Origin of the sequence: Exiguobacterium sp. SH3S1 (genome assembly GCF_004337105.1) — a bacterium.
Taxonomy (GTDB): domain Bacteria; phylum Bacillota; class Bacilli; order Exiguobacteriales; family Exiguobacteriaceae; genus Exiguobacterium; species Exiguobacterium aurantiacum_A.
The window spans coordinates 1-25,920 of the sequence record NZ_SJUW01000002.1; the positions used below are offsets into that span (position 1 = coordinate 1).

25 protein-coding genes are annotated in these 25,920 nt (G+C 52.1%); 1 reads left to right on the plus strand and 24 read right to left on the minus strand.

Annotation, left to right across the window (positions count from 1 at the left end; genetic code table 11):
• Positions 1–140 precede the first annotated feature (140 nt).
• From cccA to EVJ26_RS02905, 24 genes are all read right to left on the minus strand, one after another.
• Positions 141–479 carry a cytochrome c550 gene (gene cccA / locus EVJ26_RS02790; RefSeq protein ID WP_070327002.1) on the minus strand — a complete coding sequence of 113 codons (339 nt, stop codon included), beginning with the start codon at positions 477–479 and terminating at the stop codon, positions 141–143.
• A 132-nt stretch (positions 480–611) separates the two neighbouring features.
• Positions 612–1,706 (minus strand): RNA polymerase sigma factor RpoD, encoded by a 1,095-nt coding sequence (gene rpoD / locus EVJ26_RS02795; RefSeq protein WP_016508087.1) that lies wholly within the window; start codon positions 1,704–1,706, stop codon positions 612–614.
• Positions 1,707–1,741: 35 nt separating this feature from the next.
• Complete coding sequence (gene dnaG, locus EVJ26_RS02800) at positions 1,742–3,559, minus strand: DNA primase (RefSeq protein WP_236634022.1); 1,818 nt, start codon at positions 3,557–3,559, stop codon at positions 1,742–1,744.
• A gap of 110 nt (positions 3,560–3,669) precedes the next feature.
• Positions 3,670–4,512, minus strand: coding sequence for a pyruvate, water dikinase regulatory protein (locus EVJ26_RS02805; RefSeq protein WP_131467930.1), 843 nt, complete (start codon positions 4,510–4,512; stop codon positions 3,670–3,672).
• On the minus strand, positions 4,499–5,128 hold the full coding sequence (gene ccpN, locus EVJ26_RS02810; RefSeq protein ID WP_070327000.1) for a transcriptional regulator CcpN: 630 nt from the start codon (positions 5,126–5,128) through the stop codon (positions 4,499–4,501). Before ccpN ends, EVJ26_RS02805 begins: the two co-directional genes overlap by 14 nt.
• A gap of 21 nt (positions 5,129–5,149) precedes the next feature.
• Positions 5,150–7,204 (minus strand): glycine--tRNA ligase subunit beta, encoded by a 2,055-nt coding sequence (gene glyS, locus EVJ26_RS02815; protein ID WP_131469706.1) that lies wholly within the window; start codon positions 7,202–7,204, stop codon positions 5,150–5,152.
• Complete coding sequence (gene glyQ, locus EVJ26_RS02820) at positions 7,197–8,099, minus strand: glycine--tRNA ligase subunit alpha (protein ID WP_016508054.1); 903 nt, start codon at positions 8,097–8,099, stop codon at positions 7,197–7,199. Before glyQ ends, glyS begins: the two co-directional genes overlap by 8 nt.
• A gap of 280 nt (positions 8,100–8,379) precedes the next feature.
• Positions 8,380–9,129, minus strand: coding sequence for a DNA repair protein RecO (gene recO / locus EVJ26_RS02825; RefSeq protein WP_131457993.1), 750 nt, complete (start codon positions 9,127–9,129; stop codon positions 8,380–8,382).
• Between the two features lie 3 nt (positions 9,130–9,132).
• On the minus strand, positions 9,133–10,041 hold the full coding sequence (gene era, locus EVJ26_RS02830) for a GTPase Era (protein WP_070326997.1): 909 nt from the start codon (positions 10,039–10,041) through the stop codon (positions 9,133–9,135).
• A 34-nt stretch (positions 10,042–10,075) separates the two neighbouring features.
• Entirely contained in the window at positions 10,076–10,417 is a 342-nt protein-coding gene (locus EVJ26_RS02835; RefSeq protein ID WP_070326996.1) for a diacylglycerol kinase family protein, read from the minus strand.
• The gene (gene ybeY, locus EVJ26_RS02840) at positions 10,414–10,890 is read right to left on the minus strand and encodes an rRNA maturation RNase YbeY (protein WP_131457992.1); all 477 of its coding nucleotides are present in this window, start codon (positions 10,888–10,890) and stop codon (positions 10,414–10,416) included. The genes EVJ26_RS02835 and ybeY overlap by 4 nt, the downstream gene beginning before the upstream one ends.
• A complete protein-coding gene (locus tag EVJ26_RS02845) occupies positions 10,868–12,949 on the minus strand; it encodes an HD family phosphohydrolase (RefSeq protein WP_236633362.1) in 2,082 nt (693 codons plus the stop codon). Before EVJ26_RS02845 ends, ybeY begins: the two co-directional genes overlap by 23 nt.
• A 17-nt stretch (positions 12,950–12,966) precedes the next feature.
• Positions 12,967–13,929, minus strand: coding sequence for a PhoH family protein (locus EVJ26_RS02850; RefSeq protein ID WP_370276247.1), 963 nt, complete (start codon positions 13,927–13,929; stop codon positions 12,967–12,969).
• A gap of 127 nt (positions 13,930–14,056) precedes the next feature.
• Positions 14,057–14,521: a hypothetical protein gene (locus EVJ26_RS02855; RefSeq protein ID WP_131457991.1), complete on the minus strand. Its 465-nt coding sequence runs from the start codon at positions 14,519–14,521 to the stop codon at positions 14,057–14,059.
• A 5-nt stretch (positions 14,522–14,526) separates the two neighbouring features.
• Positions 14,527–15,507 carry a flotillin-like protein FloA gene (gene floA, locus EVJ26_RS02860; protein WP_016508066.1) on the minus strand — a complete coding sequence of 327 codons (981 nt, stop codon included), beginning with the start codon at positions 15,505–15,507 and terminating at the stop codon, positions 14,527–14,529.
• Positions 15,504–16,016: an NfeD family protein gene (locus tag EVJ26_RS02865; protein WP_070326992.1), complete on the minus strand. Its 513-nt coding sequence runs from the start codon at positions 16,014–16,016 to the stop codon at positions 15,504–15,506. Before EVJ26_RS02865 ends, floA begins: the two co-directional genes overlap by 4 nt.
• A 136-nt stretch (positions 16,017–16,152) precedes the next feature.
• Complete coding sequence (locus EVJ26_RS02870) at positions 16,153–16,602, minus strand: GatB/YqeY domain-containing protein (protein ID WP_070326991.1); 450 nt, start codon at positions 16,600–16,602, stop codon at positions 16,153–16,155.
• A 33-nt stretch (positions 16,603–16,635) separates the two neighbouring features.
• Entirely contained in the window at positions 16,636–16,830 is a 195-nt protein-coding gene (gene rpsU, locus EVJ26_RS02875; protein WP_286203271.1) for a 30S ribosomal protein S21, read from the minus strand.
• A gap of 79 nt (positions 16,831–16,909) precedes the next feature.
• On the minus strand, positions 16,910–17,575 hold the full coding sequence (deoC, locus tag EVJ26_RS02880; protein ID WP_070326989.1) for a deoxyribose-phosphate aldolase: 666 nt from the start codon (positions 17,573–17,575) through the stop codon (positions 16,910–16,912).
• 77 nt (positions 17,576–17,652) lie between these two features.
• A complete protein-coding gene (gene rarD, locus EVJ26_RS02885) occupies positions 17,653–18,516 on the minus strand; it encodes an EamA family transporter RarD (RefSeq protein WP_236634008.1) in 864 nt (287 codons plus the stop codon).
• Positions 18,517–18,663: 147 nt separating this feature from the next.
• Positions 18,664–19,821 carry a bifunctional cystathionine gamma-lyase/homocysteine desulfhydrase gene (locus EVJ26_RS02890; protein WP_070326988.1) on the minus strand — a complete coding sequence of 386 codons (1,158 nt, stop codon included), beginning with the start codon at positions 19,819–19,821 and terminating at the stop codon, positions 18,664–18,666.
• Positions 19,787–20,725 carry a PLP-dependent cysteine synthase family protein gene (locus EVJ26_RS02895; protein ID WP_131469707.1) on the minus strand — a complete coding sequence of 313 codons (939 nt, stop codon included), beginning with the start codon at positions 20,723–20,725 and terminating at the stop codon, positions 19,787–19,789. Before EVJ26_RS02895 ends, EVJ26_RS02890 begins: the two co-directional genes overlap by 35 nt.
• A 1-nt stretch (position 20,726) precedes the next feature.
• Entirely contained in the window at positions 20,727–21,194 is a 468-nt protein-coding gene (locus EVJ26_RS02900; RefSeq protein WP_016508081.1) for an S-ribosylhomocysteine lyase, read from the minus strand.
• On the minus strand, positions 21,191–21,835 hold the full coding sequence (locus tag EVJ26_RS02905) for a class I SAM-dependent methyltransferase (RefSeq protein WP_131469708.1): 645 nt from the start codon (positions 21,833–21,835) through the stop codon (positions 21,191–21,193). The genes EVJ26_RS02900 and EVJ26_RS02905 overlap by 4 nt, the downstream gene beginning before the upstream one ends.
• A gap of 338 nt (positions 21,836–22,173) precedes the next feature.
• On the opposite strand from EVJ26_RS02905, the gene EVJ26_RS02910 reads away from it, so the two are divergent.
• Positions 22,174–25,842, plus strand: coding sequence for a S8 family serine peptidase (locus EVJ26_RS02910; protein ID WP_131469709.1), 3,669 nt, complete (start codon positions 22,174–22,176; stop codon positions 25,840–25,842).
• Positions 25,843–25,920: the final 78 nt, after the last annotated feature.

Consider the following 25,920-nt stretch of genomic DNA (forward strand, 5'->3'; position numbering starts at 1 on the left):
TACAATAGTGAACGCAAGCAATGGAACCTAAAAAAAATGACTCCGGAGCAATACCGGAGCCATCTGATCGCCGCATAAAAGACGACGCACTTTTTATTAAACTGTCCGAAAAACAGGGCTCAGTTCAGTACGCCTCACCCTTATTGTTCGATCAACCATGTCGCGAGCACGTCGGCTTCTTCGGCAGACGCGAGACCGGCCGGCATTGTACCTTGACCGTTGACGATGATGTTCGCGATTTCTTCAGCAGACAAACGTTCTCCGACTCCAGTCAACGCCGGACCGACGCCACCTTCAAGATTTCCGCCGTGGCAACCTGTGCAGCCTTTAGCAGCGTACAAGTCTTCCGGGTTCATCTCGGTGACGGCTGGACCTTCAGCGGCTTGTTGCGCTTGGTTTACGCCAAAATACGATAATGAGACCATAGCGATGATTGCGACGATCGCAATCGCTGCAAACGGTAACAATGGATTACGCATTGTATTTCCCCCTCATGTTCTTTCCAAATTTCTACCCATCACTATTTTACTCAAAAAACAATAAAGAAGGAAGGAAAATCACTCATTTTCCTTCCTTTCTTCTAAAACTTCACATTTTATTCAAAAACACGATTAATCGAGGAAGTCTTTCAAGCGTTTCGAGCGACTCGGGTGACGGAGCTTCCGTAATGCCTTCGCTTCGATTTGACGGATCCGCTCACGCGTGACCCCGAACACTTTACCGACTTCTTCGAGCGTGCGCGTCCGACCGTCATCAAGCCCGAAGCGGAGACGGAGTACGTTCTCTTCCCGGTCTGTCAACGTATCGAGCACGTCTTCGAGTTGTTCTTTGAGCAGCTCGTAGGCTGCTGCATCCTGAGGTGCCATCGCATCTTGATCTTCAATGAAGTCACCGAGGTGCGAATCGTCCTCTTCACCAATCGGTGTTTCAAGCGACACCGGTTCTTGCGCGATTTTTAAAATCTCACGAACTTTCTCAGGCGTCAATTCCATTTCCTTGGCAATCTCTTCAGGAGCCGGCTCACGCCCGAGGTCTTGCAACAATTGACGTTGAACACGGATCAATTTGTTGATCGTTTCGACCATATGGACCGGAATCCGGATCGTTCGGGCTTGGTCGGCGATGGCACGTGTGATCGCTTGACGAATCCACCACGTCGCATACGTCGAGAACTTGAACCCTTTCATGTAGTCGAACTTCTCGACTGCCTTGATCAGACCCATGTTTCCTTCTTGGATCAAGTCAAGGAACAACATACCGCGACCGACATAGCGTTTCGCGATCGAGACGACGAGACGAAGGTTGGCTTCAGCGAGACGTTTTTTCGCCTCGTCATCGCCTTGCTCGATTCGCTTCGCGAGTTCGGTCTCGTCTTTGGCACTCAACAAATCGACACGGCCGATTTCTTTCAAGTACATCCGGACCGGGTCGTTGATTTTAATTCCTGGCGGGACAGCCAGATCATTCAAGTCGACCTCTTCGTCTTCTTTTTTCGTAGGAGTCTCCTCGGCATCGGCCGCATCTTCTGTGACGCGGATGTCTTTGCCTTCTAAATCTTCAATGAAGTTATCGATAAAATCTGAATCGACCTCAAAATGGCTGAGGCGATCCTGGATCGCTTGCATCGATACGACACCCTTCTTTTTCCCCAACTTTTCAAGTTCGTCTATGGCGTTAAATAAATCCTCTTTTTTCTTCTCTGCCATCTAGCAGTTCAACTCCTTCCAAACTTCCTTCACGTTCATCGTTCACGTAAGCGGCGACTCCGGGTAATCAATTCTTGTAGCTTCGATGCCTGGTCTACTATACTTTCGGCATCCTGCCCGATTTCCCTTTTTGCTCGCTCGATTTGACGCTGTTCCTCATAACTGTTTATCACCTTAATGTATTCATCTAAAACCTCTTCAGTCAGATCATCAGGCGCTGACATGAGCCGAATCTCTGCATAGCGGTTGGCATAGTCAGGACGTTGGTCGCAGTGACGCTCCATAAAAGGCGGCATGACCTGCTCAAACTCTTCAAGCGTCATATCTTCTGAAACGATCTCATAAAACGCCGTCGCCAACATGCGATGAATCTCATCTTGGTAAGCTAGGCCGAGTCGGTCGCGGACGAAGCGAACCCGTTCCGGTCCGCTGAGCATCGCCCGTAACAGTAATTTTTCGGCCTTCACAAAACGTGGTTCATTCGCCTTACTCGATCGTTTACGGATTGGTTCTGGTTCACGAAGCGCTGGCGATGCCTGCACTTGGCTCGACACCGGTCGCGGCATTCGATTCGCTAGCGTTTCGACAGGAATGTCAAACTCGTTCGCCAATTTTTTTAAATATAAATCGCGGCGAATCGAGTTGTCCGTCTTGCTGATTTCCCCAAGCATCGCTTCAATAAACCGAATCCGTTCTCCTTCTCGATTCATATTTTTCCCGCGCCGAAGCGTCCGGTTCATGAAATCGAGGACGGATAAGCGTTCCGATTCGACAAAACGTTGCCATTGCTCCCGACCGTTCGTCCGAATATAATCATCCGGGTCCGTCTTCTCCGGTAGCATGAGCACTTGGACGTCGAGCGGATACGCCTCGAGCATGCGAACGACTTTGAGCGTCGCCTCTTGTCCGGCATGGTCTCCGTCGTAACAAATCACGACTTCATCGACCATCCGTGACAACGCCCGGGCATGCTGCGATGAAAATGCCGTCCCGAGTGAAGCGACGACCTCGGCCGTCCCGGCTTGGGCGACTTGGAGGACATCGACGTTCCCTTCGACGAGGAGCACCCGTTTTTGTTTCCGCATCGATGCACGTGCTTGTGAAAATCCAAATAACAGCTCACTCTTGTTAAAGAGTGGTGTCTCCGCCGTATTTACATACTTGGGCTGTCTGTCGTCAATCGCACGGCCGCTAAATCCGACGATTGTGCCGTCTCGATCCGCAATCGGAAAGACGACTCTTCCTTCGAACCGGTCAAAATATTCACCGGATCTAGATTTAGAAATAAGTCCTGCTTCGACCATGACTTCTAGGTCGAACCCTCTTCGCTCGAGTGAATCGACGGTGAAGCGGCGTTGATCAGGGGCGTATCCGATTTTGTACTGCCCGATCGTCGTCTCGGCCAAACCGCGTTCACGTAAATACGTCAAGCCGACTTCTCCGGCCTCGGTTTTCATCAATACCTCGTGATACAGGTCGGCGATGATCCGATGAGCATCACGCATTTGTTTACGAACGACTTGATCGCGTGTCAGCTCTTCGTCACCGGCCACCCCTTCTACAGCGATGTTTGCCCGTGTCGCTAAGCGCTCAATCGTTTCCGGGAAGGACAACCCTTCCGTTTCCATGACGAACGTAAAGACGTTCCCGCCAGCACCGCAACCGAAACAATGATACATGCCTTTTTCAGGCGATACGGAAAAAGAAGGACTATTTTCCGAGTGGAACGGACAAAGTCCGACAAGACGGTGGCCTTGTTTCTTCAATTCAACGCGTTCACTGATCAAGTCCACGATATCCGTGGCTTGTTTCACTTCCGCAATGACTTCATCCGGTATCCGTGGCAACTCCACCACTCCCTATCCAATCTCGCAACGAAACGGAACGCTCACCACGTTCCGTTTCACTATCGTGTCAATACTCTATTATACCGTTAACACGCGTCGATTACTAATGCGAGCGCTCAGTCATCTTTCGACTGTTCAAGCTGACGTAAAATGATCCCTGCCGTCTCTTCGACCGCCTTATTCGTCACATCGATGACCTCGCAGCCGATTCGTTCGTATATCCCTCGCGCGTACTCGAGTTCCCGATTGATTCGCTCGAGTTGAGCGTAATCCGCTTCCGGTTTTAAACCGAGCGATTTCAAACGCTCCATTCGAATCGAAATCAACTTGTCCGGCGAAATGATCAAACCGACACACTTATCCGGTGACAGCTCAAACAGTTCTTCGGGCGGACGCGACTCCGGCACGAGCGGGACGTTAGCGACTTTATAACGTTTTAGCGCCAAATATTGTGACAGCGGCGTCTTCGATGTGCGAGACACACCGACGAGGACGATATCAGCCTTTTTCAAGCCACGCGGATCGCGTCCGTCGTCATACTTGACGGCAAACTCCATCGCCTCGATTTTACGGAAGTAATCCTCGTCTAGACGATAGATCAGACCCGGTTTCTCACGCGGACTCTCCCCCAGTTTTCCCGATAAGATGTCGAGGAGATCACCGAGCAGGTCGATCGTTTTGACGTCATACGCTTTACCGAGTGACACGAGCAATGAGCGATGTTCTTCGTTAACGAGCGTGAAGGCGATCACCGCTCCTTGGGCTCTAGCCTGCGTGACGACATCATGAATCGTCTGTTCGTCTTCGACGAAAGGAATCCGGAGTGTCTCGATCGCATTCTCATGGAATTGGATGCTTGCCGCCCGGACGACGAGCTCACACGTTTCTCCGACAGAGTCACTCACGACAAATACGAGTTGTTTGTTTATCAAACCAATTTCCTCCTCAGAACGATTCATCGTTGGCAAGTGCAATCAACACCTTGGTCATGTTCGTCTTCGTCATTCGGCCGAGCACGATGAGCGAACCATCCTTCTCTTCGACGACAGGCATGGCGTCAATCTGTTTCTCAATCAACTTCATCCCGGCCCGAATGAGCGTCTCACCTTTTTCACAAACGGTAATATTCGGCATCCGTGTCATAATGACGTTGACAGGCAATTGGTCGAGGTCCTGATTGCCGATGGCCGCCCGCAGTAAATCTTTGCGGGACAACACCCCGACAAGTTCATTGTCTTTTCCGACGACGAACAACGACCCGACATCTTCTAAGAACAACGTGACGACCGCATCATACACGGTCATTTCATTGCTGACGACTTTCGCGGACGACATGAAATCACCAACGGTCAGCGAATCAAGTTTTTCGCGGAGCAGCGATGAATTTCGTTTGCCGACGAACGTGTAGCCGACGCGTGGTCTTGCTTCTAATATTCCAGTCATCGTCAAAATGGCAAGATCAGGGCGGAGCGTGGCACGGGTGAGCGATAACTCTTGAGCAATCTGCTCTCCCGTGATCGGTCCGTTCACTCTCACAATCTCAACAATCTTCTGTTGGCGTTCATTCAGCTGCATAGCCAACCCCCTCTAGTTTGATCAGAGTACGAGCGCGCTGAAGTCAGCAACACGCTCGATCGTCGTAGCGAGTCGCTTCATCTCACTGAGACGATTATGGCGAATCGTTTCTACGTCGCTCATGACCATCGTATTTTCAAAATAAGCACTTATCGGTTGTTCAAGCGCTCGAAGTGATGTGATGGCACGCATGTAGTCGCCCACTTCGACCGCTTCATGTGTCTCGGGCAACGTTGATTCGACCGCGGCGTGAAGGGCTTTCTCTTCAGCATTCTCAAACAGGGCCGGATCCACTAGTCCTGGTTCGCCTTTTTTAGCGATATTGACGACGCGCGTCAACTGCTCGATCAACTGTTTCGCCTCGTCTGACAGCATGTTTTGAACCGCCTCCGCGCGAGCGTCGAGCTGTTCGACAGTCAGACCAGTCGTGAGAACGGCGTCAATCACGTCGTATCGTACTTGTCTCTCTTGCAGACGATACTTCAAGCGGAGCATAAAGAAGTCATTAAGTTGCGCCTTGACTTGTTCTTTATCGGCATCATAAAGTCCTGCTTCCACCTGAGATTCGACAACTTGTGAAAGTAATTTGTCGACTGGTAGATCGACGTGCCAATCTCCAAGAATTTGAACGACTCCTTGCGCTTGGCGGCGAAGGGCGAACGGATCTTGTGAACCGCTTGGAATCATGCCGACCCCGAAGAACGCAGCAATCGAATCGAGTTTATCCGCGAGTGCGAGCGCGGCCCCCGTCGGCGTGGCCGGTGAAGCGTCTCCGGCGAAGCGTGGCATATAGTGCTCACGGATCGCGGCCGCAACTTCTTTGTCCTCACCTTGCTGGAGTGCATACTTTTCTCCCATCACGCCTTGAAGCTCGGTAAATTCGTAAACCATCTGGCTAACGAGGTCGAATTTATGGATTTCCCCAGCGCGTTCGACTTTCTGAGCATCGGCATTGAACAGTGGAGCGAGCGTGAGCGCGAGTTGTTGGACGCGGCGAACTTTCGCGCCTGTCGTCCCGAGCTTCTCATGAAAGACGATGCGATCGAGACGGTCGAGCTGGTCGTCGATTTTCGTCTTTTTATCTTCTTCATAGAAGAAGACGGCATCGGCGAGTCGTGCCCGGATGACTTTCTCGTTCCCTTTGGCAACGTTTTGCAGATGGTCTGCGTTACCGTTACGAACCGTCACAAAATAGTGTTGGAGCGTGTCACCGATATAGACTGGGAAATAGCGCTGATGCTCTTTCATCGTCGTGATCAACACTTCTTCAGGAAGGTCGAGGTAGCTCGCGTCAAACTCACCGAACAGAGCTGTCGGCCATTCGACGAGGTTCGTCACTTCTTCAAGCAACGACGCGTCAAGTGGCACCGTCCATCCTTGTTCATTCGCCAACTGTTCGATTTGACGTTCGATGCGTTCGCGACGGTCGTCGTAAGATGCGACGACAAACTCTTGTTCGAGCGTGGCCACATAGCGGTCAGGTGATGAGATTGTCACGTCGCCTTTACTTAAGAAGCGATGTCCGCGTGTCACGTTACCTGTTTGGACGCCCTCGATCTCGAAATCGATCTGTTCTGTCCCAAACATGGCGACTAACCAGCGGATCGGACGCATGTAGCGGAGGCTGCTCGTACCCCATTTCATATTTTTCGGGAACGTCATGCCGCGGACGACGTCTTCAAGGCCGCCAAGTAATGAAGCCGTCGGCTGACCTGACTCGTGACGATCTGCGAAGACGTATTCGACCCCTTTTTCTTCCGCGAAGTAAAGGTCGTCGACTGACAGTCCGCGTCCACGCGCAAATCCCGCTGCCGCTTTCGACCAGTTTCCGTCTGCATCTTGCGCAATCTTTTTAGCCGGTCCCCGGAGCGTCTCCGTCAAATCTTGTTGACTCTCCTCGACGTCACGAACGAGTACAGCGAGACGACGTGGTGTCGAATAGACCGTGACAGCTCCGAAGTCGACGCGGGCGTCCGACAAGAACGCCGCCACGCGCTCTCCTAACTGTTTCTCCGAGCGGAGCACGTATTGGGCTGGTAGTTCTTCAAGTCCAATTTCTAGTAAAAGGTCACGCATCCAAGGCACCTGCTTTCTCTTGATTAAGGAGTGGGAAGCCGAGGCGTTCCCGTTCTTCGATAAATTTGGCCGCACATGCCCGCGACATGTTGCGGACACGTTGGATGAAACCGGTCCGTTCCGTCACCGAGATCGCGCCTTTCGCGTCGAGCAGGTTGAACGTGTGCGAGCATTTTAAGATGTAATCGTACGCCGGGAAGACGAGGTTTTCCTCGAGCGCCCGCTTCGCTTCTTTCTCATACGTATCGAACAACGTGAACAACATATCGACGTCTGACAGCTCAAACGTGTACTTCGAGTGTTCAAACTCTGGCTGATAGAAAATATCGCCATACTTGAAACCGTCTGTCCAGACGAGGTCGAACACACTCTCAACTTCTTGAATATATGACGCGAGACGTTCGAGACCGTACGTGATCTCGACGGCGATCGGGTCGCACTCGATCCCGCCGACTTGTTGGAAGTATGTGAACTGGGTGATTTCCATCCCGTTCAACCATACTTCCCAACCGAGTCCGGCCGCACCGAACGTCGGGTTTTCCCAGTTGTCCTCGACGAAGCGAATGTCGTGTTCGAGCGGGTTGATACCGATCAACTCCAAACTCTCCAAATAGAGTTCTTGAATGTTGTTTGGGGACGGCTTCATGATGACTTGGAATTGGTGATGTTGATACAGACGGTTCGGGTTTTCCCCGTATCGACCGTCAGCCGGACGGCGTGACGGCTCCGTATAACAAACGTTCCACGGCTCTGGTCCGAGACTCCGTAAAAACGTCATCGGGTTCATCGTTCCGGCCCCTTTTTCTACGTCATACGCTTGCATCGTCAGGCAGTTTTTCGACGCCCAAAAATTTTGCAACGTGAGAATGATTTCTTGCACCGTTTTGTGCTTCATATGTGACACCTCCAAAAGTATTGAAACGACAAAAAACGCCCCTATGTGCCATGCACATAGGGACGGGATTACCCGCGGTTCCACCCTACTTGCCTCGGTATCGAGGCCACTCTTTGGATTGGGGCGCTCCGGAATCGCCATTCGCTCTCTTCATGGCGTTCGGCTCTCACCTTCCCGAACTCGCTTTACCCATGATTTAAGAACTACTCATTTTCCTTCACAGCGCACGCTATTTCATTTGTCTAATCGTAGATTATGGTATCGAACCTTGCATGAATTGTCAATCATCGTTCAAGTAAAGTCGCTGCATCTGATCGAGGACCCGTTTCGTCTTGAGGTTCAGTCCGCTGTAAGAGTCCATATAGGCGTCAAACAGTTGCCGTAACAGGAGACGTGTCTCCTTCGTCAACGGGACGTTACTAAACTCTGACAACTCATGCCGGCTCAACAAGTAAAGTAACTTTGCCAGCCGCTCACTCATCTGAATCGACCCTGCCTCTTGGTGGCGCGAACAGAGAAACCCGCCCGACGTCACGGAAAAGAACATCGGGTCGGTCACATCATTGCACCGCACACAACCGGTCAAGACCGGGGCGACGCCGAGCAGATACATAATTCTGAGTTCGAAATGATGGGTGATGATCTCAGGGTCCATTCCGGCGTTCAGCGCTTGGAGCGCGTCATTCAAAATTCGGTATAATGGCCGATTCGGGACTCGATCTTCGACAGTTTTATCGACGAGTTCGAGCAAGTACACGGCATACGCCATCCGCTCGACATCTTTACGGATTTCCGGGTATGACGTGATCACGTCAGACGACTTGAGTTGACCGAGACCGCGGCTCGCCGGGAAGATATAGACGGCTTCGACGAACGGTTGGCTCGCTGCGTGCAGCCGGCTCCCCGGCTTTTTCGCACCGCGTGCCATGACGGCGACTTTCCCGAGCTCTTCTGTGAAGAGGGTCACGACTTTGTTGGATTCACCGTAATTGACGGTCCGAATGACGATGCCCGTGACTTTTTGTAACATGGCTCAATACTCGTCGTCGCGGAACCCGAGGTCACGGAGTTGGCCCATCTTATTGCGCCAATCTTTTTGGACTTTCACCCATAAGTTTAAATACACTTTCGTACCGAGCAAGAGCTCGATGTCATGACGCGCTTCCGTCCCGACCTGACGGAGCATCGCACCTTTCTTGCCGATGACGATTCCTTTTTGCGAGTCACGCTCGACCATGATGACGGCTTCGACGTCGACCATGTCCGAGTTGTCTCGTTTCTTGATCGATTCGATGTTGACCGCGATCGAATGCGGAATCTCATCGCGCGTGTTATGGAGCACTTTCTCGCGAATCAGTTCCGAGATGATGAAGCGCTCCGGGTGATCCGTCACTTGATCAGCCGGATAGTACATCGGCCCTTCTGGTAGCAGCTTCTTGATCTCACCGATGAGCGGTTCGACGTTATTGCCTTGCAAGGCTGAAATCGGAACGTACGCCGCGAAATCAAGTTGATTCGTATACTGTTCGATGACAGCAGGGATCTCGTCCGGATGAATCAAATCGATTTTGTTCATCACAAGGATGATCGGTGTGTCGAGTCCTTTCAACTTCTCGATGATGAACTCGTCACCGGCACCACGCGGCTCTGTTACGTTGACCATGAACAAAATCGCGTCGACTTCGCGCAACGCGTTCGTCGCCACTTTCATCATGAAGTCGCCGAGACGGTGCTTCGGTTTATGGATCCCTGGCGTGTCGATGAAGATGATTTGCGTGTCGTCTGTCGTATAGACACCTTGGACCTTGTTACGTGTCGTCTGGGGTTTGTCTGACATGATGGCGATCTTTTGACCGATGACCCGGTTCAAGAACGTCGATTTCCCGACGTTCGGACGTCCGATAATTGAAACAAAACCTGATTTAAAACCTTCTTGATACATAGTGCACCTGCTTTCTAAATTTCCAATACATTGATTATAAAGCGAATAAATACGGTCCGAAAATGACGAGCGCTGTTACGGCTGCTCCGCCCGAAGCGACGAGGACCGAGCCCGCCGCGACGTCTTTCGCTTGTTTGGCGAGCGGCTCGATGTCTTTCGTCACGAGATCGACCGTCCGTTCGACGGCCGTGTTCATCAATTCGAGAGCGATGACAAGCACGACCCAACCGAACAAGATGAGGTTTTCAAGCGTTGTCGTCGGGAGCCACCAACAAAACAATCCGACGAGCAAGCTTGCAATGAGGTGAATCAGCATGTTCCGTTCGGTTCGCACTGCGTGCACGATCCCGTGCACCGCAAACCAGAACGGATTCACACCTCGCCTCGCTTCAACTCAAAGTGAGCGAGCACTTGCTCCTGACGCGCCGTCATCTCGGCTTCTTCTTCTGGCGTCATATGGTCGTAGCCGAGCAAATGGAGAAAGCCATGGATCGCCAAGAAGCCGAGTTCGCGTTCAAACGAATGACCGTAGTCCGCCGCTTGCTCGCGGCACCGCTCCACCGAGATGACGATGTCGCCCAATAGACGAGGTTCATCCTCATCGAGCATGAAGTCCATCTCTTCTTCTCCCATCTCGTCAAACGCAAAACTGATGACGTCCGTCGGCGCGTCTTTGCCGCGCCATTCCTGGTTGATGACTTGAATCTCGTCATTCGTTAAAAACGTGACTGACAGTTCACTCGGTTCTTCGACTTGTTCCGCCGAGGCCGCGTGAACTAAAATCGATTCGACTAACTCGAGCTGAGACTCGGTCAACAGCCCTTGTTCATCGTTCGAGATGATTTGCATGTAATTCGCCTTCTTTCTTTAGTTCTGGGTATTCGATCCGTTCATGGAACAAGCCGGTCAACGTCTCGCACGCACTCTCGCCGACACGCCACACTTCCTTCGTCGTCAAGTCACACTCTTCGAACTGACCGTCTTGGAGCTTGTCGCGAATGATCGAGCTGACGAGCTGGCGTATCCGCTCCGGTGTCGGCTGTTTTTGCGACCGGACCGCTGCTTCGATCGAATCGACGATCATGACGACCGCCGCCTCACGCGACTGCGGTTTCGGTCCCGGGTAACGGAAGCGTGACTCCGACACGTCTCGTGACTCTTTCGCTTTCACATAAAAGAACTTGAGCAGCGACGTCCCGTGATGTTGCTCGGCGATGTCGATAATCTCTTTCGGCAGTTTATAGCGCCGCAACAAATCAGAGCCGTCGTAAGGATGCGCCATAATGATGTCGGCCGACTCTTCCGGTGTGAGCCGGTCGTGCGGGTTCACGCCGTTTTGTTGATTCTCGATAAAGTGGAGCGGCCGTTCCGTCTTGCCGAGGTCGTGATAATAGCTCGCGACCCGGGCGAGCAGACCGTCGGCCCCGATCGCCTCACACGCCGACTCGGCGAGATTGGCGACCATCATGCTATGGTGATACGTACCCGGAGCCTCCATCAACAGTTTTCGCAGCAGCGGGTGCGTCGGGCTCATCAATTCGACTAAGCGTCCGGACGACAACACGCCGAACCAAGGCTCTAGAAACGGCAGGAAGCCGAACGTGAGAACGATCGACAACAAGGCGCTCGTGATCGCGAAACCGGATAAATAGGCGACCATCTCCCACGTCACTTGCGTGTTCCGCAAGAACAGGAGCGCGAGCACCATGATGATGTTGATGATTCCGAGCAAGACGCCTGAAAGGAACAAGCGTTTCCGTTGAATCTTCGGTTCGACCAAAAAGACAGCCAGGAAACTCCCGGTCGCAAAGTAAACGACCGTCATAAAGCTCGTATTTTGGCCAAAGCTCGCAACAATTGAACCAGCGATCATCGTGATGAGCGCCGAAGCCAACGCGACCCGTTCATCGACTAAGATACGGAGCAATAAGACGACGAACGCCGTCGGGGCGATGACGTACGCATACGTCGTGAACTCGATCCCGATATAACCGACGCCGAAGAAAATACCTAGTTGCAGCAATAGTAGGCCATAGACAGTAATCAAAATTTTAGGTCGGAGCAAAAGTTCTTGAATTTTTGAACGGATCAGCATGAATAAAAATCCGACCGTCAAGAGTCCGCTGAGCAAATAGGCACCGAACAAAGGCGCGAACGAACGGTTCGGGTCAATCGCACCGGTCAATTCGAGCTTCCGATAGATTTCACGGGTCACGACTTCCCCTTGGTTGACGAGGAGCTGTCCTTCTTGAATGATGACCGGTTCAACGGCGTCGATCGCTTCTTGTTCTTTCTGACGAGTCGCTTCCGAATCGAAAACATAGTTCGGGACGATCAGTTGGTCACTTAAACTCGTCGCGACCGCTCGGAATTCTAACGACAACGGTGATTGGTCGATGACCGTCGACGCCCGGTCTCTCGCCTCGGCAATCGACTCGGAACTCGTTTCGATCCGATTCGCCATGACTTCTTGAAGCGCCGTCACGGCGACGTCTTCGACGGTACGACGCGTGTTCACGGTCGCCTCCAGGAGTGAGTTCAACTCATCGTCTGCAAGGAGCCCGTTCACTTCTGTAGAGTTCAATCGATTTTTGATATCAGACAGTTCAGTGTCCTCATCCGTGTCTTCGAACGCCGCAAACAATTGCTCGATTTTGGCAATCTGTTGATCGGCGAATTCACGGCGTAATGAGAACTGACTCCCGACGGCGTTCGTCGCGTCTTGTCTCAGACGGTCCGACGCGACCCTGTCCTCGATCGTGATCGGGGAGCGGATATCTTGTGCGGCGATGCCAAGCGGCTCTACGCTGATGATTGATGGGCGCACCGTAAAGTAGAGGATCGCGCCAAGGATGAGAAAAAAGAGGACGGAGATTGTGGCGACCGTCCAATGACGTGCTTGCTGCATCAGTGCCCCCCCTTTCGTCATGTAATATCTGTACTGTAGGCGTTGATGATTTTTTTGACGAGTGGATGCCGCACGACGTCTGAGGCGCTAAAGTGTTCGAAGTGAATCCCGTCGACTCCTTCGAGGAGATGGAGCGCTTCTTGAAGCCCCGACGCTTTCCCTCTCGGTAAGTCGACTTGCGTCAAATCACCGGTGACGACCATCTTCGACCCGAACCCGAGCCGTGTCAAAAACATTTTCATCTGTTCTTTCGTCGTATTCTGCGCCTCATCCAAAATGACGAACGCATCTTCAAGCGTCCGTCCGCGCATGTAAGCGAGCGGGGCGACTTCGATCGTCCCTCGCTCGAGCAGACGGTTCGTGTGTTCGACACCATAGACGTCAAACAAGGCGTCATAGAGCGGTCGTAAGTAAGGGTCGACTTTCTCTTTTAAGTCACCCGGCAAGAAACCGAGGTTCTCACCCGCCTCGACGGCAGGACGCGTCAAAATGATCCGTTTCACTTGACCTTCCTTCAGCGCCCGCGCAGCCAGGACGACCGCCAAATACGTCTTCCCGGTCCCGGCCGGCCCGATCCCGAACACGAGGTCGCGTTTCTCGATGGCCCGGACGTAACGGCTCTGTCCGACCGTCTTCGCCCGGATCGGTTTTCCTTTGTTCGTCGTGAAGACGACGCGGCCATAATGTTCGAGCAGTTCTTCCCCTTTGCCGATCTTAATATGTTGGATGACACTGATCGCATCGCCCTCGTTCAACCGTGCACCTTGTTTAACGAGTTGTTGCAACGTCTTGATCACACTTTTCGTCAATTCGAGCGTCTCCGCGCTGTCGGCTTGGATGATCAGCTCTTCGCCACGAGGCGTAAGTGCGACGGCAAGCTCGGCCTCGATCGCACGGAACACCTCGTCTTTCGGTCCGAGGAGTGCCTGCGCTTCGCTCGCATGTTCCATGACGAACGGTATCTTATCTGTCGTAATCAATGGATGTTTCTCCCCCTCATCTATAGATTGTTCCTTCTTTACTTTAGCACTATCATGCCGTTCGTGAAAGAAAGACCGTTAGCTCGAGCCACAAAAAAAGCAGCGACATCGAGTCACTGCTAAAAAATTACCGACGGCGGCGTTTCGAGACCGGCGGCTGAAGAATCTCACTCCAGACGATGGCTTGACGCGCTTGCTTCATCGTAATGCGCGGTTGCGCTGTCTGTCGTGAATCGGTCGCTTCCGTTATCGGAGGGATTTTGACTGCCTGTTCGAACGCAGCGCTCACTTTCGGGAGCGACTCACGCGACTTTGGTGCGTGCCGATTCGGATCAAACTCGTGCCGGTCTGAATTTTCGACCGGAATCGCGACACGACGACGAACTTTTTGCGGTACTTTATTCTGTCGTTCGTCTCGCGGATCGTTGAGTGGTCCATCGACTTCTTTCATCATGTCGCCGACCGTATCCAAATACCGTTTCAGATCCGTGCTCGGTGGCTTTTCTCCTGTAGATGACGACTTCTCAAGTCGCTTCATGACCGCGGAAGCGACCCCGAAGGCGACTAATAGTAAGATCCATAATCCATCCATATCGATTACTCTCTATCAGATTCGACTGGGTGCCCGATCGCATTACGCATTTGCGTATCCGCTTGGACGTTCAAGTAGTTGACGTAATCCATGACCCCAAGCTTGCCGTTACGGAGCGCATCTGCCATCGCGAGCGGAACTTCCGCCTCGGCCGCGACTACTTTGGCGCGCATTTCTTCGACCGATGACTTCATCTCTTGCTCGCGGGCGATCGCCATCGCGCGACGTTCCTCAGCTTTCGCCTGCGCAATTTTCTTATCTGCCTCGGCTTGGTCGGTTTGGAGCACCGCGCCGATGTTTTTACCGATATCAATGTCGGCGATATCGATCGACAAGATTTCAAACGCCGTCCCTGAATCGAGACCTTTCGTCAATACGGTACGTGAAATCATGTCCGGGTTCTCAAGCACGTGTTTATGGTTATGTTGCGAACCGATCGTCGAGACGACCCCTTCACCGACACGGGCGATGATCGTTTCTTCACCGGCACCCCCGACGAGGCGGTCGATGTTGGCCCGGACCGTGATCCGCGCTTTCGCTTTCACTTCGATCCCATCCATCGCCACACCGGCGATGAACGGTGTCTCGATGACTTTCGGGTTAACCGACATCTGAACGGCTTCTAACACGTTCCGGCCAGCAAGGTCGATGGCGGCGGCACGTTCGAACGATAATTCGATATCGGCACGGTGCGCCGCGATCAAAGCGTTGACGACACGGTCGACGTTACCGCCGGCTAAAAAGTGACTCTCGAGCTGGTTCGTGTTCAAGCCGATGCCTGCTTTGACGGCTTTGATGAGCGGGTTGATGATTTTAGACGGGACGACGCGACGAAGTCGCATCCCGATCAATGTGAAGATGGAGACGTGGACGCCTGAAGCAAACGAGCTGATCCACAGGCCGACCGGTACAAACGTGAAGAACACGGCGAGCGCGATCAATCCCCCACCTGTGATGAGTAACGTGCTTAATAGTTCTGGTGTCATTCTGTTACATCCTCCTTCGGTTCTACAAAGCGTCGGACGACAACGCGTCCCGAGTCGACTTTATACACCTCAATTTTTGTTTGTTCATCGAGATAGCTACCTTCTGCCACGACGTCGATTCGTTCGCCTTCAATCTCAGCAGTACCTGCTGGACGAAGCGGCGTCAATGTGACGCCGACTTTCCCAAGCAACCTCTTACGGTCGTCATGAGACAAATACCCCTTATCAGTCGACGTCGAATCGGTCAAAATCAAGCCTTTGTACATGAGTGAGCGATTCGACTGCAGTCGACGGTACGCCCAAAAACCGAGTCCCGCAACAAGCGCCGTCGCTAAACCAAGTGACAGCCAAAGCTGCCCGATCGTGGCACCTGCCATAATCAAACTCGCCACGACGGCGCCTATCCCGAGGACCCCGAACAATCCAAAACCGGCAACGAACACTTCAATTCCAAGAAGGACAATCCCGACGAAAAACACCGTCAGAATCACTCCGAGACCAAATGTCATCGTATTGCTACCCCCTTCCAAATCCAAAGCTACCTCTTATCTCTAGTGTATACGAAACAAGATTGAATGTGGTTTCATAATACGCAAAAAAAGGCAGAAACTTTTGGATTTCTCCAAAGATCCCTGCCTTTTATCATTAATTCGTCAATTGTTGTTTGACAATTCGGTTCACAAGACCACCGTCAGCCTTGCCTTTAACTTGTGGCATGACGACGCCCATCACCTTACCCATATCGGACGGACCCGCAGCGTTCGTCTCGGCAATTGCTGCCTTGACGATTGCTGTGACTTCGTCTTCAGAGAGTTGCTTAGGCATGTAGACCTCTAGTACGACAATTTCATCAGCTACTTTAGAAGCAAGGTCTTCACGACCAGCGCTTTCGAATTCTCGGAGGGAGTCTCTGCGCTGTTTCATCTCTCGGTTGAGCACCGTGAGCTCCTCTTCCTCAGTAAGATCTTGTCGACCAAGTTTGATGGCCTCGTTCTGGAGCGACGCTTTGACCATCCGGATCGTCGTGAGACGATCTTTCTGTTTAGCGCGCATGGCTTGCTTCATGTCGTCCGTCAAGCGTTCTTGCAGACTCATGAGCCAACACCCTCTCTACAAAAGAAACTTCAATCAGAATTTCTTGTTCTTGCGAGCAGCTTCTGATTTCAATTTACGTTTTACGCTTGGCTTTTCGTAGTGACGACGTTTGCGAACTTCGGCAAGAGTGCCATCTTTCGCAACACCGCGTTTGAAACGACGAAGAGCGTCTTCAAGCGATTCGTTTTTACGGACACGAGTTTCCACTAGTTTTCCCTCCCTCCGAATTACACGACTAAGGAAACGTGTTTCACACGTCATACCACATTATAGTGAAATTAAGTCGTGTGGTCAACTACTACTTCAATTAATAATCGCTGTCCGAACGCCCGCCTGTGACGATGGCAATTCCAGCAGAAGCGCCAATGCGCGTTGCACCAGCATCGATCATCGCTTGTGCGCCTGCGAAATCACGGACGCCGCCTGATGCTTTGACGCCAAGATCCGGTCCGACCGTCTCACGCATGAGTCGGATGTCTTCGACGGTAGCGCCGCCAGTTGAGAATCCAGTCGACGTTTTCACGAAGTCTGCACCCGCTTTGACTGACAGCTCAGCCGCTTTTTTGATTTCTTCTTTAGTAAGCAGGCACGTTTCAAAGATGACTTTGACGAGCGTACCGTTTGCTGCTTCGACGACGGCACGGATGTCGCGTTCGACGAGGTCGAAATCGCCGTCTTTCATCGCACTGATGTTGATGACCATGTCGACTTCGTCTGCGCCGTTGGCAATCGCATCTTTCGTTTCGAACGCTTTCACTTCAGGTGTGTTCGCACCGAGCGGGAATCCGATGACCGTACAAACTTTGACGTCCTCATCTAATTTAAGTTGCTCGGCAGCGTAAGCGACCCATGTCGGGTTGACACAAACGCTCGCGAATTTGTACTCAAGTGCCTCTGCACATAGTTTTGTGACTTGATCTTTCGTTGTTTCTGCCTTCAAGGCCGTGTGGTCGATATAACGTGCTAATTCCATAATAAATTCCTCCTCTGACATATAGGTCTGACATCTAACATATTATCATGTTTTTGAGAAATGTAACAGCTTTCACTTCATGCAAGTTGACGGCGTTTTCGCGTTTGGACCCAGCTGTTCCAACTGAAGAAAAAGATGGCGATCCAGATGCATGTGAACGCGAAGATATGATACGTCGTGAACGGTTCATCGTACAAGATGACACCGATCGCCAGACTGAGCGTCGGGGCGATGAACTGTAAAAAACCGACGAGCGTGAACGGGATATGTTGCGCCCCGTAACCGAACAACAGGAGCGGCAACGCCGTCATGACGCCCGTGCCTAAGAGCGCGGCCCAAACAATCGGTTCGCCCGTCATCGTGAGCCCGCCGCGCGACGTTTCGAAGGCGAGGAAGATGACCGCGACCGGAACGACCGCGAGCGTCTCGATGCCTAGACTGACCGTCGACGCAAGCGGCCGCCGTTTTTTGACCATCCCGTAAAACCCGAACGTACTCGCCAATACGAAAGCAATCCACGGGAACGACCCATAACCGAACGTCAAGACGAGCACCCCGACCGTCGCGACACCGACCGCGAGCCATTGGACTCGGTTTAATGATTCCCGAAAAACGAGGACACCTAACACCATGCTGACGAGCGGATTGATGTAATATCCGAGCGATGCCTCGATGATATAGCCGTGATTGACCGCCCATATGTAGACAAACCAGTTCGCACTGACGATAAAGCCGTTCAACATAAAGGCGTTCCGCGTCGCCCGATGTCTGAGCGCATAATTGAATTCAGTCCACTGTTTCGTCCATTTCAAGACGAGTAAAATGAATAGAAACGACCAGACGATACGGTGGGCGAGGATTTGACTGCTCGGTATTTCCTGTAGAAACTTCCAATAGATCGGCAGGATGCCCCACATGACGTACGCACCGATTGTGGGCATGACTCCTTTATTCAATCCGTTCACCCGCTCTCCTAATCAATTATCGTCAGTTTAGTCGATGCGTTTCGGACATTCAAGCGATTTCTTCCACCCTTCCCACGACAAAAGAGGCGCGCTCTGAGAGCGCACCTCTTGTCACACGTTCGTTCAGCTCGTGATTGTCGTCAAGGCCGCAAGTGCTTGCTCCAAGTCTTCAATCAAATCGTTCACATCTTCAAGTCCGACAGAGATACGGACGAGCCCGTCCGTGATGCCGAGTTCTGCCCGACGTTCGGCCGGAATCGAGGCATGTGTCATCCGTGCCGGCACGCTGATCAGGCTCTCGACCGCACCGAGACTTTCAGCGAGCGTGAAGTAGTTCGTTTTCGCAACGACCGTCTCTGCCGCTTCGGCCGATCCGACGTCAAAAGCGATCATGCCGCCAAAGCCTCGGGCTTGTGACAGATGGACTTGTTTCGCCGTCTCGCCGGCAATGCTCGGGTGCAGCACCCGGCTGATCGCCTCGTGAGACGTCAAGAACTCGACGAGTGCGAGCGCGTTCGTCTCGATTTCTTCCATCCGGACCGCGAGCGTCTTGATGCCGCGCACGACGAGGAAGCTGTCTTGCGGCCCGAGCACGGCTCCGACCGAGTTTTGTAGGAACGCCAAACGTTCCCCAAGTTCTTCGGTCCGGGCGACGACGAGTCCGGCGACGACGTCACTATGCCCGCCTAAATATTTCGTGGCACTGTGCAAGACGTAGTCCGCACCGAACTCAATCGGATTTTGGAAATACGGTGTCATGAACGTATTGTCGACGACGAACAAGACGTCGGCCTCGGTCGCAATGTCACGCACACTTCGCATGTCCGTGACGTTCAAGAGCGGATTCGTCGGTGTCTCGACATAAATCATTTTCGTGTTCGGTTGGACGGCTTCGCGGACTGCCGCCGCGTCAGACGTATCGACAAAAGATGCTTCCAAGCCAAGTGATTGAAATACTCGATTGAATACACGGTACGTTCCCCCATATACGTCAGAACCGACGATGACGTGGTCCCCTGATTTCATTAACATGAGAATCGTTGAGATGGCGGCCATCCCTGAAGCGAACGCAAAACCACGCGCCCCGCCTTCGATGTCGGCGATCAGCGTCTCAAGCGCCGTCCGCGTCGGGTTAGCCGTCCGCGAATATTCATACCCGTCCCGCAAATTGCCGATTCCGTCTTGTTTATAAGTACTCGTTTGATAGATGGCTGGTGTCACGGCACCCGTCAACGGGTCCGTCGTCTTACCGCCGTGAATAAGCGCTGTTTTTGTACGCATGTTCTGCCTCCTTGACTATTCCTTGACTTAAATATCGTTCGACACTGTCCGGTAAAATCGTGACGATGACACCTTTGGTCATCCGGTTTGCTTCTTGCACACAAGCGGCGATGGCCGCACCGGACGAACTTCCGACGAGCAGTCCTTCTTGCTTCGCCAAATGGGCGACGTAATAAAACGCGTCATCATCAGAAATCGTATAGATCCCATCGACGAGTTCACGATCTAAAAATGGAGGCCACTTCTCGACACCGATTCCTTCTGTTTTATGGGGCCCTGGTTGCCCACCGTTTAGGATTGATCCTTCGGGCTCGACGACGACGTTGCGGGTGCCGTGATTTTTTAGAACCGCGGCCACCCCAGTGAACGTGCCACCCGAGCCCGCGCCGGCGATGAAGACGTCGATATTCGGTATATCTTGCAATAGCTCTTCGGCGAGTGAATCGACGTACGTATCCGGGTTATCCGGATTCGAGAACTGTTCAGGTAAATAGGCGTTATGTTCAAGCGCCAACTCTTTGGCCCGCTCGATCGCACCCTTCATCCCGAGCTCGGTTTCCGTGTTAATGACAGTCGCGCCGAGCAATGACATGAGCGCTTGCTTCTCTTGACTAAACTTTTCAGGCGTGACCGTCATCAAGTTCACCCCGTACCGCTGACAGGCGAGGGCGAGTCCGATACCAGTATTTCCGGCCGTCGGCTCAACGACCGTGCCACCTCGTTCGAGTTGGCCGCGTTCAAGCGCTTGTTCGATCAAATGAAGCCCGAGCCGGTCTTTCACACTCCCGCCTGGATTCATCATCTCGAGCTTGCCGTATATTTTAACGCCTTTCGGAACAGGCAACGTCCGTAACTCGAGCAGCGGCGTGTCCCCGATCAGTTCATAGACGTTGTTGACGAGCATATTACGCTTCGTCCTTAAAGATGATGTGCCACTCGTCACGTTTCGCGAGCATGTCGGCCGCTAATTTTTTTGCGCCCTCAAAGTCGTGGTGGTTGGCACTTCCGCATTGGATCGGGTTTTGCGCCGGCAACTCTTCCGCAGCGACCGCATCACGCAACGTCGCTTCGACGAGGCTGAGCATCGCTTCGTAGTCTCCATCGTTCAACATCGTCCAGTAAAAACCAGTCTGGCAACCCATCGGCGAGACGTCGACGATTTGCTCCGAGTGACTGCGGCTATTTTCAGCGATCAAGTGTTCGAGCGAGTGGACGGCCCGCATCGGCATGAGTCCCTCGTTCGGTTGGATGAAACGAATGTCGTATTTATAGATCGTATCGGCCGTCCCTTTTTTCACACCCGCTAAACGGACGTAAGGCGCTTGTACTTTAGTATGGTCCAAATTAAAACTTTCGACTTTATAACTTTTCATGATTGAGTTCCTCCAGATTGTTTCGTGGCCACGACGAGCCAGACGAATTTATTTTTTTGTGTCAGCGAGACCGTATAGCCGTTCGCTTCGAGCATTGCTTGGATCGTTTGCGTGTACGGATAAAACTCACGGTTCAAGTCTTCGATTAAATCGTCGTAACCGTTCCCGCTCGCCCAGTCGAGAATGTCTCGCTTCGCCTTTTGCGAGGCGAACATCGTGTCGAGTAAGACGAATCGCGGTGAATCGAGCTGCTCGACGTAACCTTGAATCGCTGTCCGTTTCTCTTCATCCGTCAGATGGTGAAATGCGTATGACGACACGATCGTATCTATCTGCTCTGTCGTCGGATAGTTTAAAAAGTCACCGTCGATAATATCAATCTCAAGTTTTTCGGCGGCGACAGCCCGCATCTCCGGTGACGGTTCGACCGCAACCAGCTCGTGACGTTCTAAAATCTTCATACTTAAGTTCCCGGTCCCGACTCCGAACTCCATGACCTTCCCTTCGAGATGATCCACGACCTCGCTCAACATCTCCTCATAACCTGCGAACACTTCTTTATATTGCTCGTCATGTCCGGCCACGGTCGTGTCGTATTGCGTTGCCCATTCCTTAAAAATGTCCATGAACTGTAATCCCATTGCTCCACCCCACCGCTTTATTCCGACTATGTCGATAAGTTTTATATGTTTTATCTATTCAGACCATACCAATTTTCAAAAAAAATCTCAAGCGAATTGTTCGGATCATTTTATTCGAGGGCATATCACGCCCCAATTTTGAAACTTGAGTTGAACGCGTGAATTTAGACCTAGCTGTTTTAGTAAAAGATAGGCCGAAAGTAATTGTCAGAATTTTTAAACTTGTTCAAATTCATTACCCTTTATTTCGGAAAAACCAAGGATTATCAGTTCGAATTAGGCTATCATTTTCCATAAATACATATACTTCTCAATTAAACGATTGGAGGATTTTCAAATTGCCAAAACTTAAATTTTATGTAAACGTCTCCCTGGCGACATGCCTGGCGTTGACACCTGGGCTGCTCGGACTCGGAACAGATCCGGTACTTGCCAAACGATCCGTTACGCCGAACGCTGAGATTGCCGACAAGCAAGAAAAATTGCGTGTCGTCGTCGAACTCGTCGGTGCACCTGCCATCGAACAAGCAAAAAAGAAAGGGAAAAAATTTAATGAATTGACGAAGGCCGAGAAAGACAATGCTCACGGGCTCGTCAAAGCCGAACAGAAAAAAGCGAAAGCCGCCATCTCAAAAAAAGGTGTGAAAGCAGAAACGATTGAAGAGTTCACGACCGTCTTCAACGGATTCAGTACGTTGCTCTCGTCTACAGACGTCCAGAAAGTTGAAGCGTTACCTGAAGTCGCTCACGTCCATATCGTCAATGAATACGAGCGTCCCGAGGTCAAACCGGATATGGTAACGAGTAACGGCATGGTCCAATCGCAACAGACATGGGGCGACTATGGGTATACCGGCGAAGGAACGATCGTCGCCGTCATCGATACGGGTGTCGATGCAGACCATCGCGACTTCCGCTTAACCGACGATACAAAAGCAGAGCTCACGCAAGGCGAGGTCGAGTCGGCAGTCAGTGAGTTCGGTTTGCCGGGAGCCTACATAAACGAGAAAGTTCCTTACGCTTATAACTATTACGACGAGAACGATGATATTCGCGATGATTCCCCTGGCGCCTCGATGCACGGGATGCACGTATCGGGTACGGTCGCGGCCAACGGGGATGAGGCGACTGGAGGTTTGAAAGGTGTCGCTCCAGAATCGCAAGTACTCGGTCTCAAAGTATTCAGCAACGACCCGAACTACGCCTCGACGTACGGCGATATCTATATTAAAGCGATCGACGATGCCATCAAACTCGGCGCCGACGTCATCAATATGAGTCTCGGATCGACGGCCGGTTTCGTCGATGCCGACTCACCCGAGCAACAAGCGGTACAGCGTGCTGTCGATAACGGTGTCTTCATGTCGATCTCAGCTGGTAACTCGGCGTACTTCGGAAACGGATACGACCTTCCTTATGCGAACAATCCGGATACCGGCGTCGTCGGCGCTCCGAGCGTGAGCTCGGCCTCGACTTCAGTCGCCTCACTCGAGAACGACCAAATCCAATTGGACGCTTTCTCGATTCAATCCGGTGACAAGACAGATAAAATCGGATGGAAGAAACAAGATGGCCCAGCTTTCACGAACGGGGACTATGAACTCGTCCATGTCGGTGACGGACAGCCTGGTCAATACGTCGGGAAAGACGTGAAAGGGAAGATCGTCTTCGCGGTGCGTGACGGCGCCTATTTCTACTCGAACATTCAAAAGACAGCCGAAGCGAACGGGGCTGCCGGTGTCATCGTCCGCGGTGCCGTCGGTCATGGTGATTACGTCAGTATGGCGCTAGCGAACCCACAAATCCCGATGGCGTCACTCAGCATTAAAGACGGAAATGAGCTTCAACAGCGACTCGTTGCCGGTGAACAAATGAACATTAAATTCGCAGGTGACCGCATTAGCGTCGCTAACCGTGCAGCCGGTTCACTGTCTAACTTTACTTCGTGGGGCGTGACGCCAAACCTCGATTTCAAACCTGAAATCTCGGCGCCAGGCGGACAAATCTTCTCGACGTTGAATGACGATCAATACGGATTGATGAGCGGAACGTCGATGGCTGCACCACACGTCGCAGGAGGCGCCGCCCTCGTGCTCGAACGTGTCGATCGCGAGTTCGCTTTAAGCGGTACGGCTCGGGTAACGATGGCGAAGAATTTGTTGATCAACACATCGAAAGCCGTGACTGATATCGGTCCATACAACCAACAGTTGAATCAGAACCTCCCATACACGCCGCGTCGGGGAGGAGCCGGTTTGATGCAATTGCACGCGGCCGTCTCAACGCCAGCCGTCGCCTATGAAAAGACAACAAAAGAAGCAAAAGTTGCCTTAAAAGAACTCAACCGAAGCAAGGCGACGTTCACGCTTGTTGTCGAGAACTTATCCGACAAAGTCGTGTCATACGATGTTTCGTCTTCACTTCAGACCGACCTCGCCATCGAACGGACGGCCGGGACGATTCAAAATGCGATGGAGGCCCAACCACTCCAAAACGCCAGCGTGACGATCAACGGGAAGAAAGCAAATACGGTCAAACTGAAAGCGAAGCAAACAGTCGAACTCAAAATCGCGCTCGACGTCTCGAAAGCGCAGGTTCTCAATCCAAAGACGCTGAGCGGTCTCGTCTCGGCCAAAGACGTATTTGAAAACGGCTATTTCGTCGACGGTTTCGTGCGCTTGACCGATGTGAACGGGGCAGAAGGCAATCCAGGACTTGTCGTACCGTTCGTCGGTTTCGAAGGCGACTGGGGCAAAGCACCAATCTTCGACGCTTCCATCTATGAATCAGGATCGTTCTATCAGACGGCTGGAATGGTCGATCAGACAGGGAATTATTTGGGCATGAACCTAGATGAGTCGTTCACGTCCGACGCAATCGCGTTCTCTCCTGACGGGGACAACGTAAAAGATGTGGCGACACCGGTCTTCTCGCTCCTTCGTAACGCCAAAGACGTCAAATATCGCATCGTCGACGAGTCAGGCGATGTCGTCCGCACGCTCCGGCAAGATGACGAGTTGCGTAAAAACTACTTCGATGGCGGACGCAATACACCTTACTACTTCTCAGCCGACTACAAATGGGACGGACAATTGAACGGTAACCCGGCCCCGGCCGGCAAGTACTTCTATGAGATCGAAGCGAGCATCGATTACATGAAAAAAGAGGCACAGACGCTCCGCTTCCCGGTTAAAGTCGACTATACAGATCCGACGTTCTCGGCGAAGTGGCAAGATGACAGTTTGTCCGTAAAAGCGAACGACGACTTCTCTGGTATCCATTCTGTCGAATACTTCTTGAACGGTAAGTCTGTCGCCAAACTTGCAAACGGGTCGGCCAGTCATGCCTTCACGTCGCCACTTAGTGAGACCGATGAAGTCAGCGTCCGCGTCACCGACCATGCCGGAAATAGCACGACCAAAACAGTCGCCTATTCGACGGATTCAGAAAAACCTGGCGTCTTCTTGGACGCGCCGCTCGCTTTGTCACCTTACGCGACGTCAATCGTCCCCATCAAAGGATCGATTCAAGACGCATCAAACATCAACTCATTCCAAGTCGATGGGATTGATGTCCCGCTCACATGGAATGAAACAACGAAACGGTATGACTTCAGTACGAATCGGACATTTATAGATGGCGTGCACAAACTCCGCTTCGTCGCTGAGGATGCGGCTGGAAACGTCGCCAACTTCCAACGGACGATTTTCGTCGATGCGACACCAGCCGTCATCGAGATTGGGAAACTACCGAAACAAATCGGGAAAAAACAAACTGCGGTCAACGTCAACGTGACTGTCAAAGATAATTTTGATGAAGTGAAGCTCCTCGTGAACGGTGATTTGAAATTCAGCCAGGCACTAAAAGCACCTTACGAGATGCGCGCTTTCTCAAGAACTGAAAAAGTCACGCTTCCTGTGACGTCAGGAGAGAATACGTTCACGTTCGAAGCGGTCGACCTCGCCGGTAACGTGACGACGAAGACGATCACGTTGTTCAAAAAATAATCGGTCATGAAGAAGAGCCCTCGCCTAGATGAGGGCTCTTGTCATGTGGTCATTAAACATAAAATCAGCTCCCGCAAA

Coding starts and splice junctions, on each gene's coding strand:
- cccA (WP_070327002.1), bottom strand. CDS start 479: ATGCGTAATCCATTGTTACCGTTTGCAGCGATTGCGATCGTCGCAATC.
- rpoD (WP_016508087.1), bottom strand. CDS start 1,706: ATGGCAGAGAAGAAAAAAGAGGATTTATTTAACGCCATAGACGAACTT.
- EVJ26_RS02805 (WP_131467930.1), bottom strand. CDS start 4,512: ATGAATCGTTCTGAGGAGGAAATTGGTTTGATAAACAAACAACTCGTA.
- ccpN (WP_070327000.1), bottom strand. CDS start 5,128: ATGCAGCTGAATGAACGCCAACAGAAGATTGTTGAGATTGTGAGAGTG.
- glyS (WP_131469706.1), bottom strand. CDS start 7,204: ATGCGTGACCTTTTACTAGAAATTGGACTTGAAGAACTACCAGCCCAA.
- glyQ (WP_016508054.1), bottom strand. CDS start 8,099: ATGAAGCACAAAACGGTGCAAGAAATCATTCTCACGTTGCAAAATTTT.
- recO (WP_131457993.1), bottom strand. CDS start 9,129: ATGTTACAAAAAGTCACGGGCATCGTCATTCGGACCGTCAATTACGGT.
- era (WP_070326997.1), bottom strand. CDS start 10,041: ATGTATCAAGAAGGTTTTAAATCAGGTTTTGTTTCAATTATCGGACGT.
- ybeY (WP_131457992.1), bottom strand. CDS start 10,890: ATGCAAATCATCTCGAACGATGAACAAGGGCTGTTGACCGAGTCTCAG.
- EVJ26_RS02845 (WP_236633362.1), bottom strand. CDS start 12,949: ATGCAGCAAGCACGTCATTGGACGGTCGCCACAATCTCCGTCCTCTTT.
- EVJ26_RS02855 (WP_131457991.1), bottom strand. CDS start 14,521: ATGGATGGATTATGGATCTTACTATTAGTCGCCTTCGGGGTCGCTTCC.
- floA (WP_016508066.1), bottom strand. CDS start 15,507: ATGACACCAGAACTATTAAGCACGTTACTCATCACAGGTGGGGGATTG.
- EVJ26_RS02865 (WP_070326992.1), bottom strand. CDS start 16,016: ATGACATTTGGTCTCGGAGTGATTCTGACGGTGTTTTTCGTCGGGATT.
- EVJ26_RS02870 (WP_070326991.1), bottom strand. CDS start 16,602: ATGAGTCTGCAAGAACGCTTGACGGACGACATGAAGCAAGCCATGCGC.
- deoC (WP_070326989.1), bottom strand. CDS start 17,575: ATGGAATTAGCACGTTATATCGACCACACGGCCTTGAAGGCAGAAACA.
- rarD (WP_236634008.1), bottom strand. CDS start 18,516: ATGCCCACAATCGGTGCGTACGTCATGTGGGGCATCCTGCCGATCTAT.
- EVJ26_RS02890 (WP_070326988.1), bottom strand. CDS start 19,821: ATGCGTACAAAAACAGCGCTTATTCACGGCGGTAAGACGACGGACCCG.
- EVJ26_RS02895 (WP_131469707.1), bottom strand. CDS start 20,725: ATGCTCGTCAACAACGTCTATGAACTGATCGGGGACACGCCGCTGCTC.
- EVJ26_RS02900 (WP_016508081.1), bottom strand. CDS start 21,194: ATGAAAAGTTATAAAGTCGAAAGTTTTAATTTGGACCATACTAAAGTA.
- EVJ26_RS02905 (WP_131469708.1), bottom strand. CDS start 21,835: ATGGGATTACAGTTCATGGACATTTTTAAGGAATGGGCAACGCAATAC.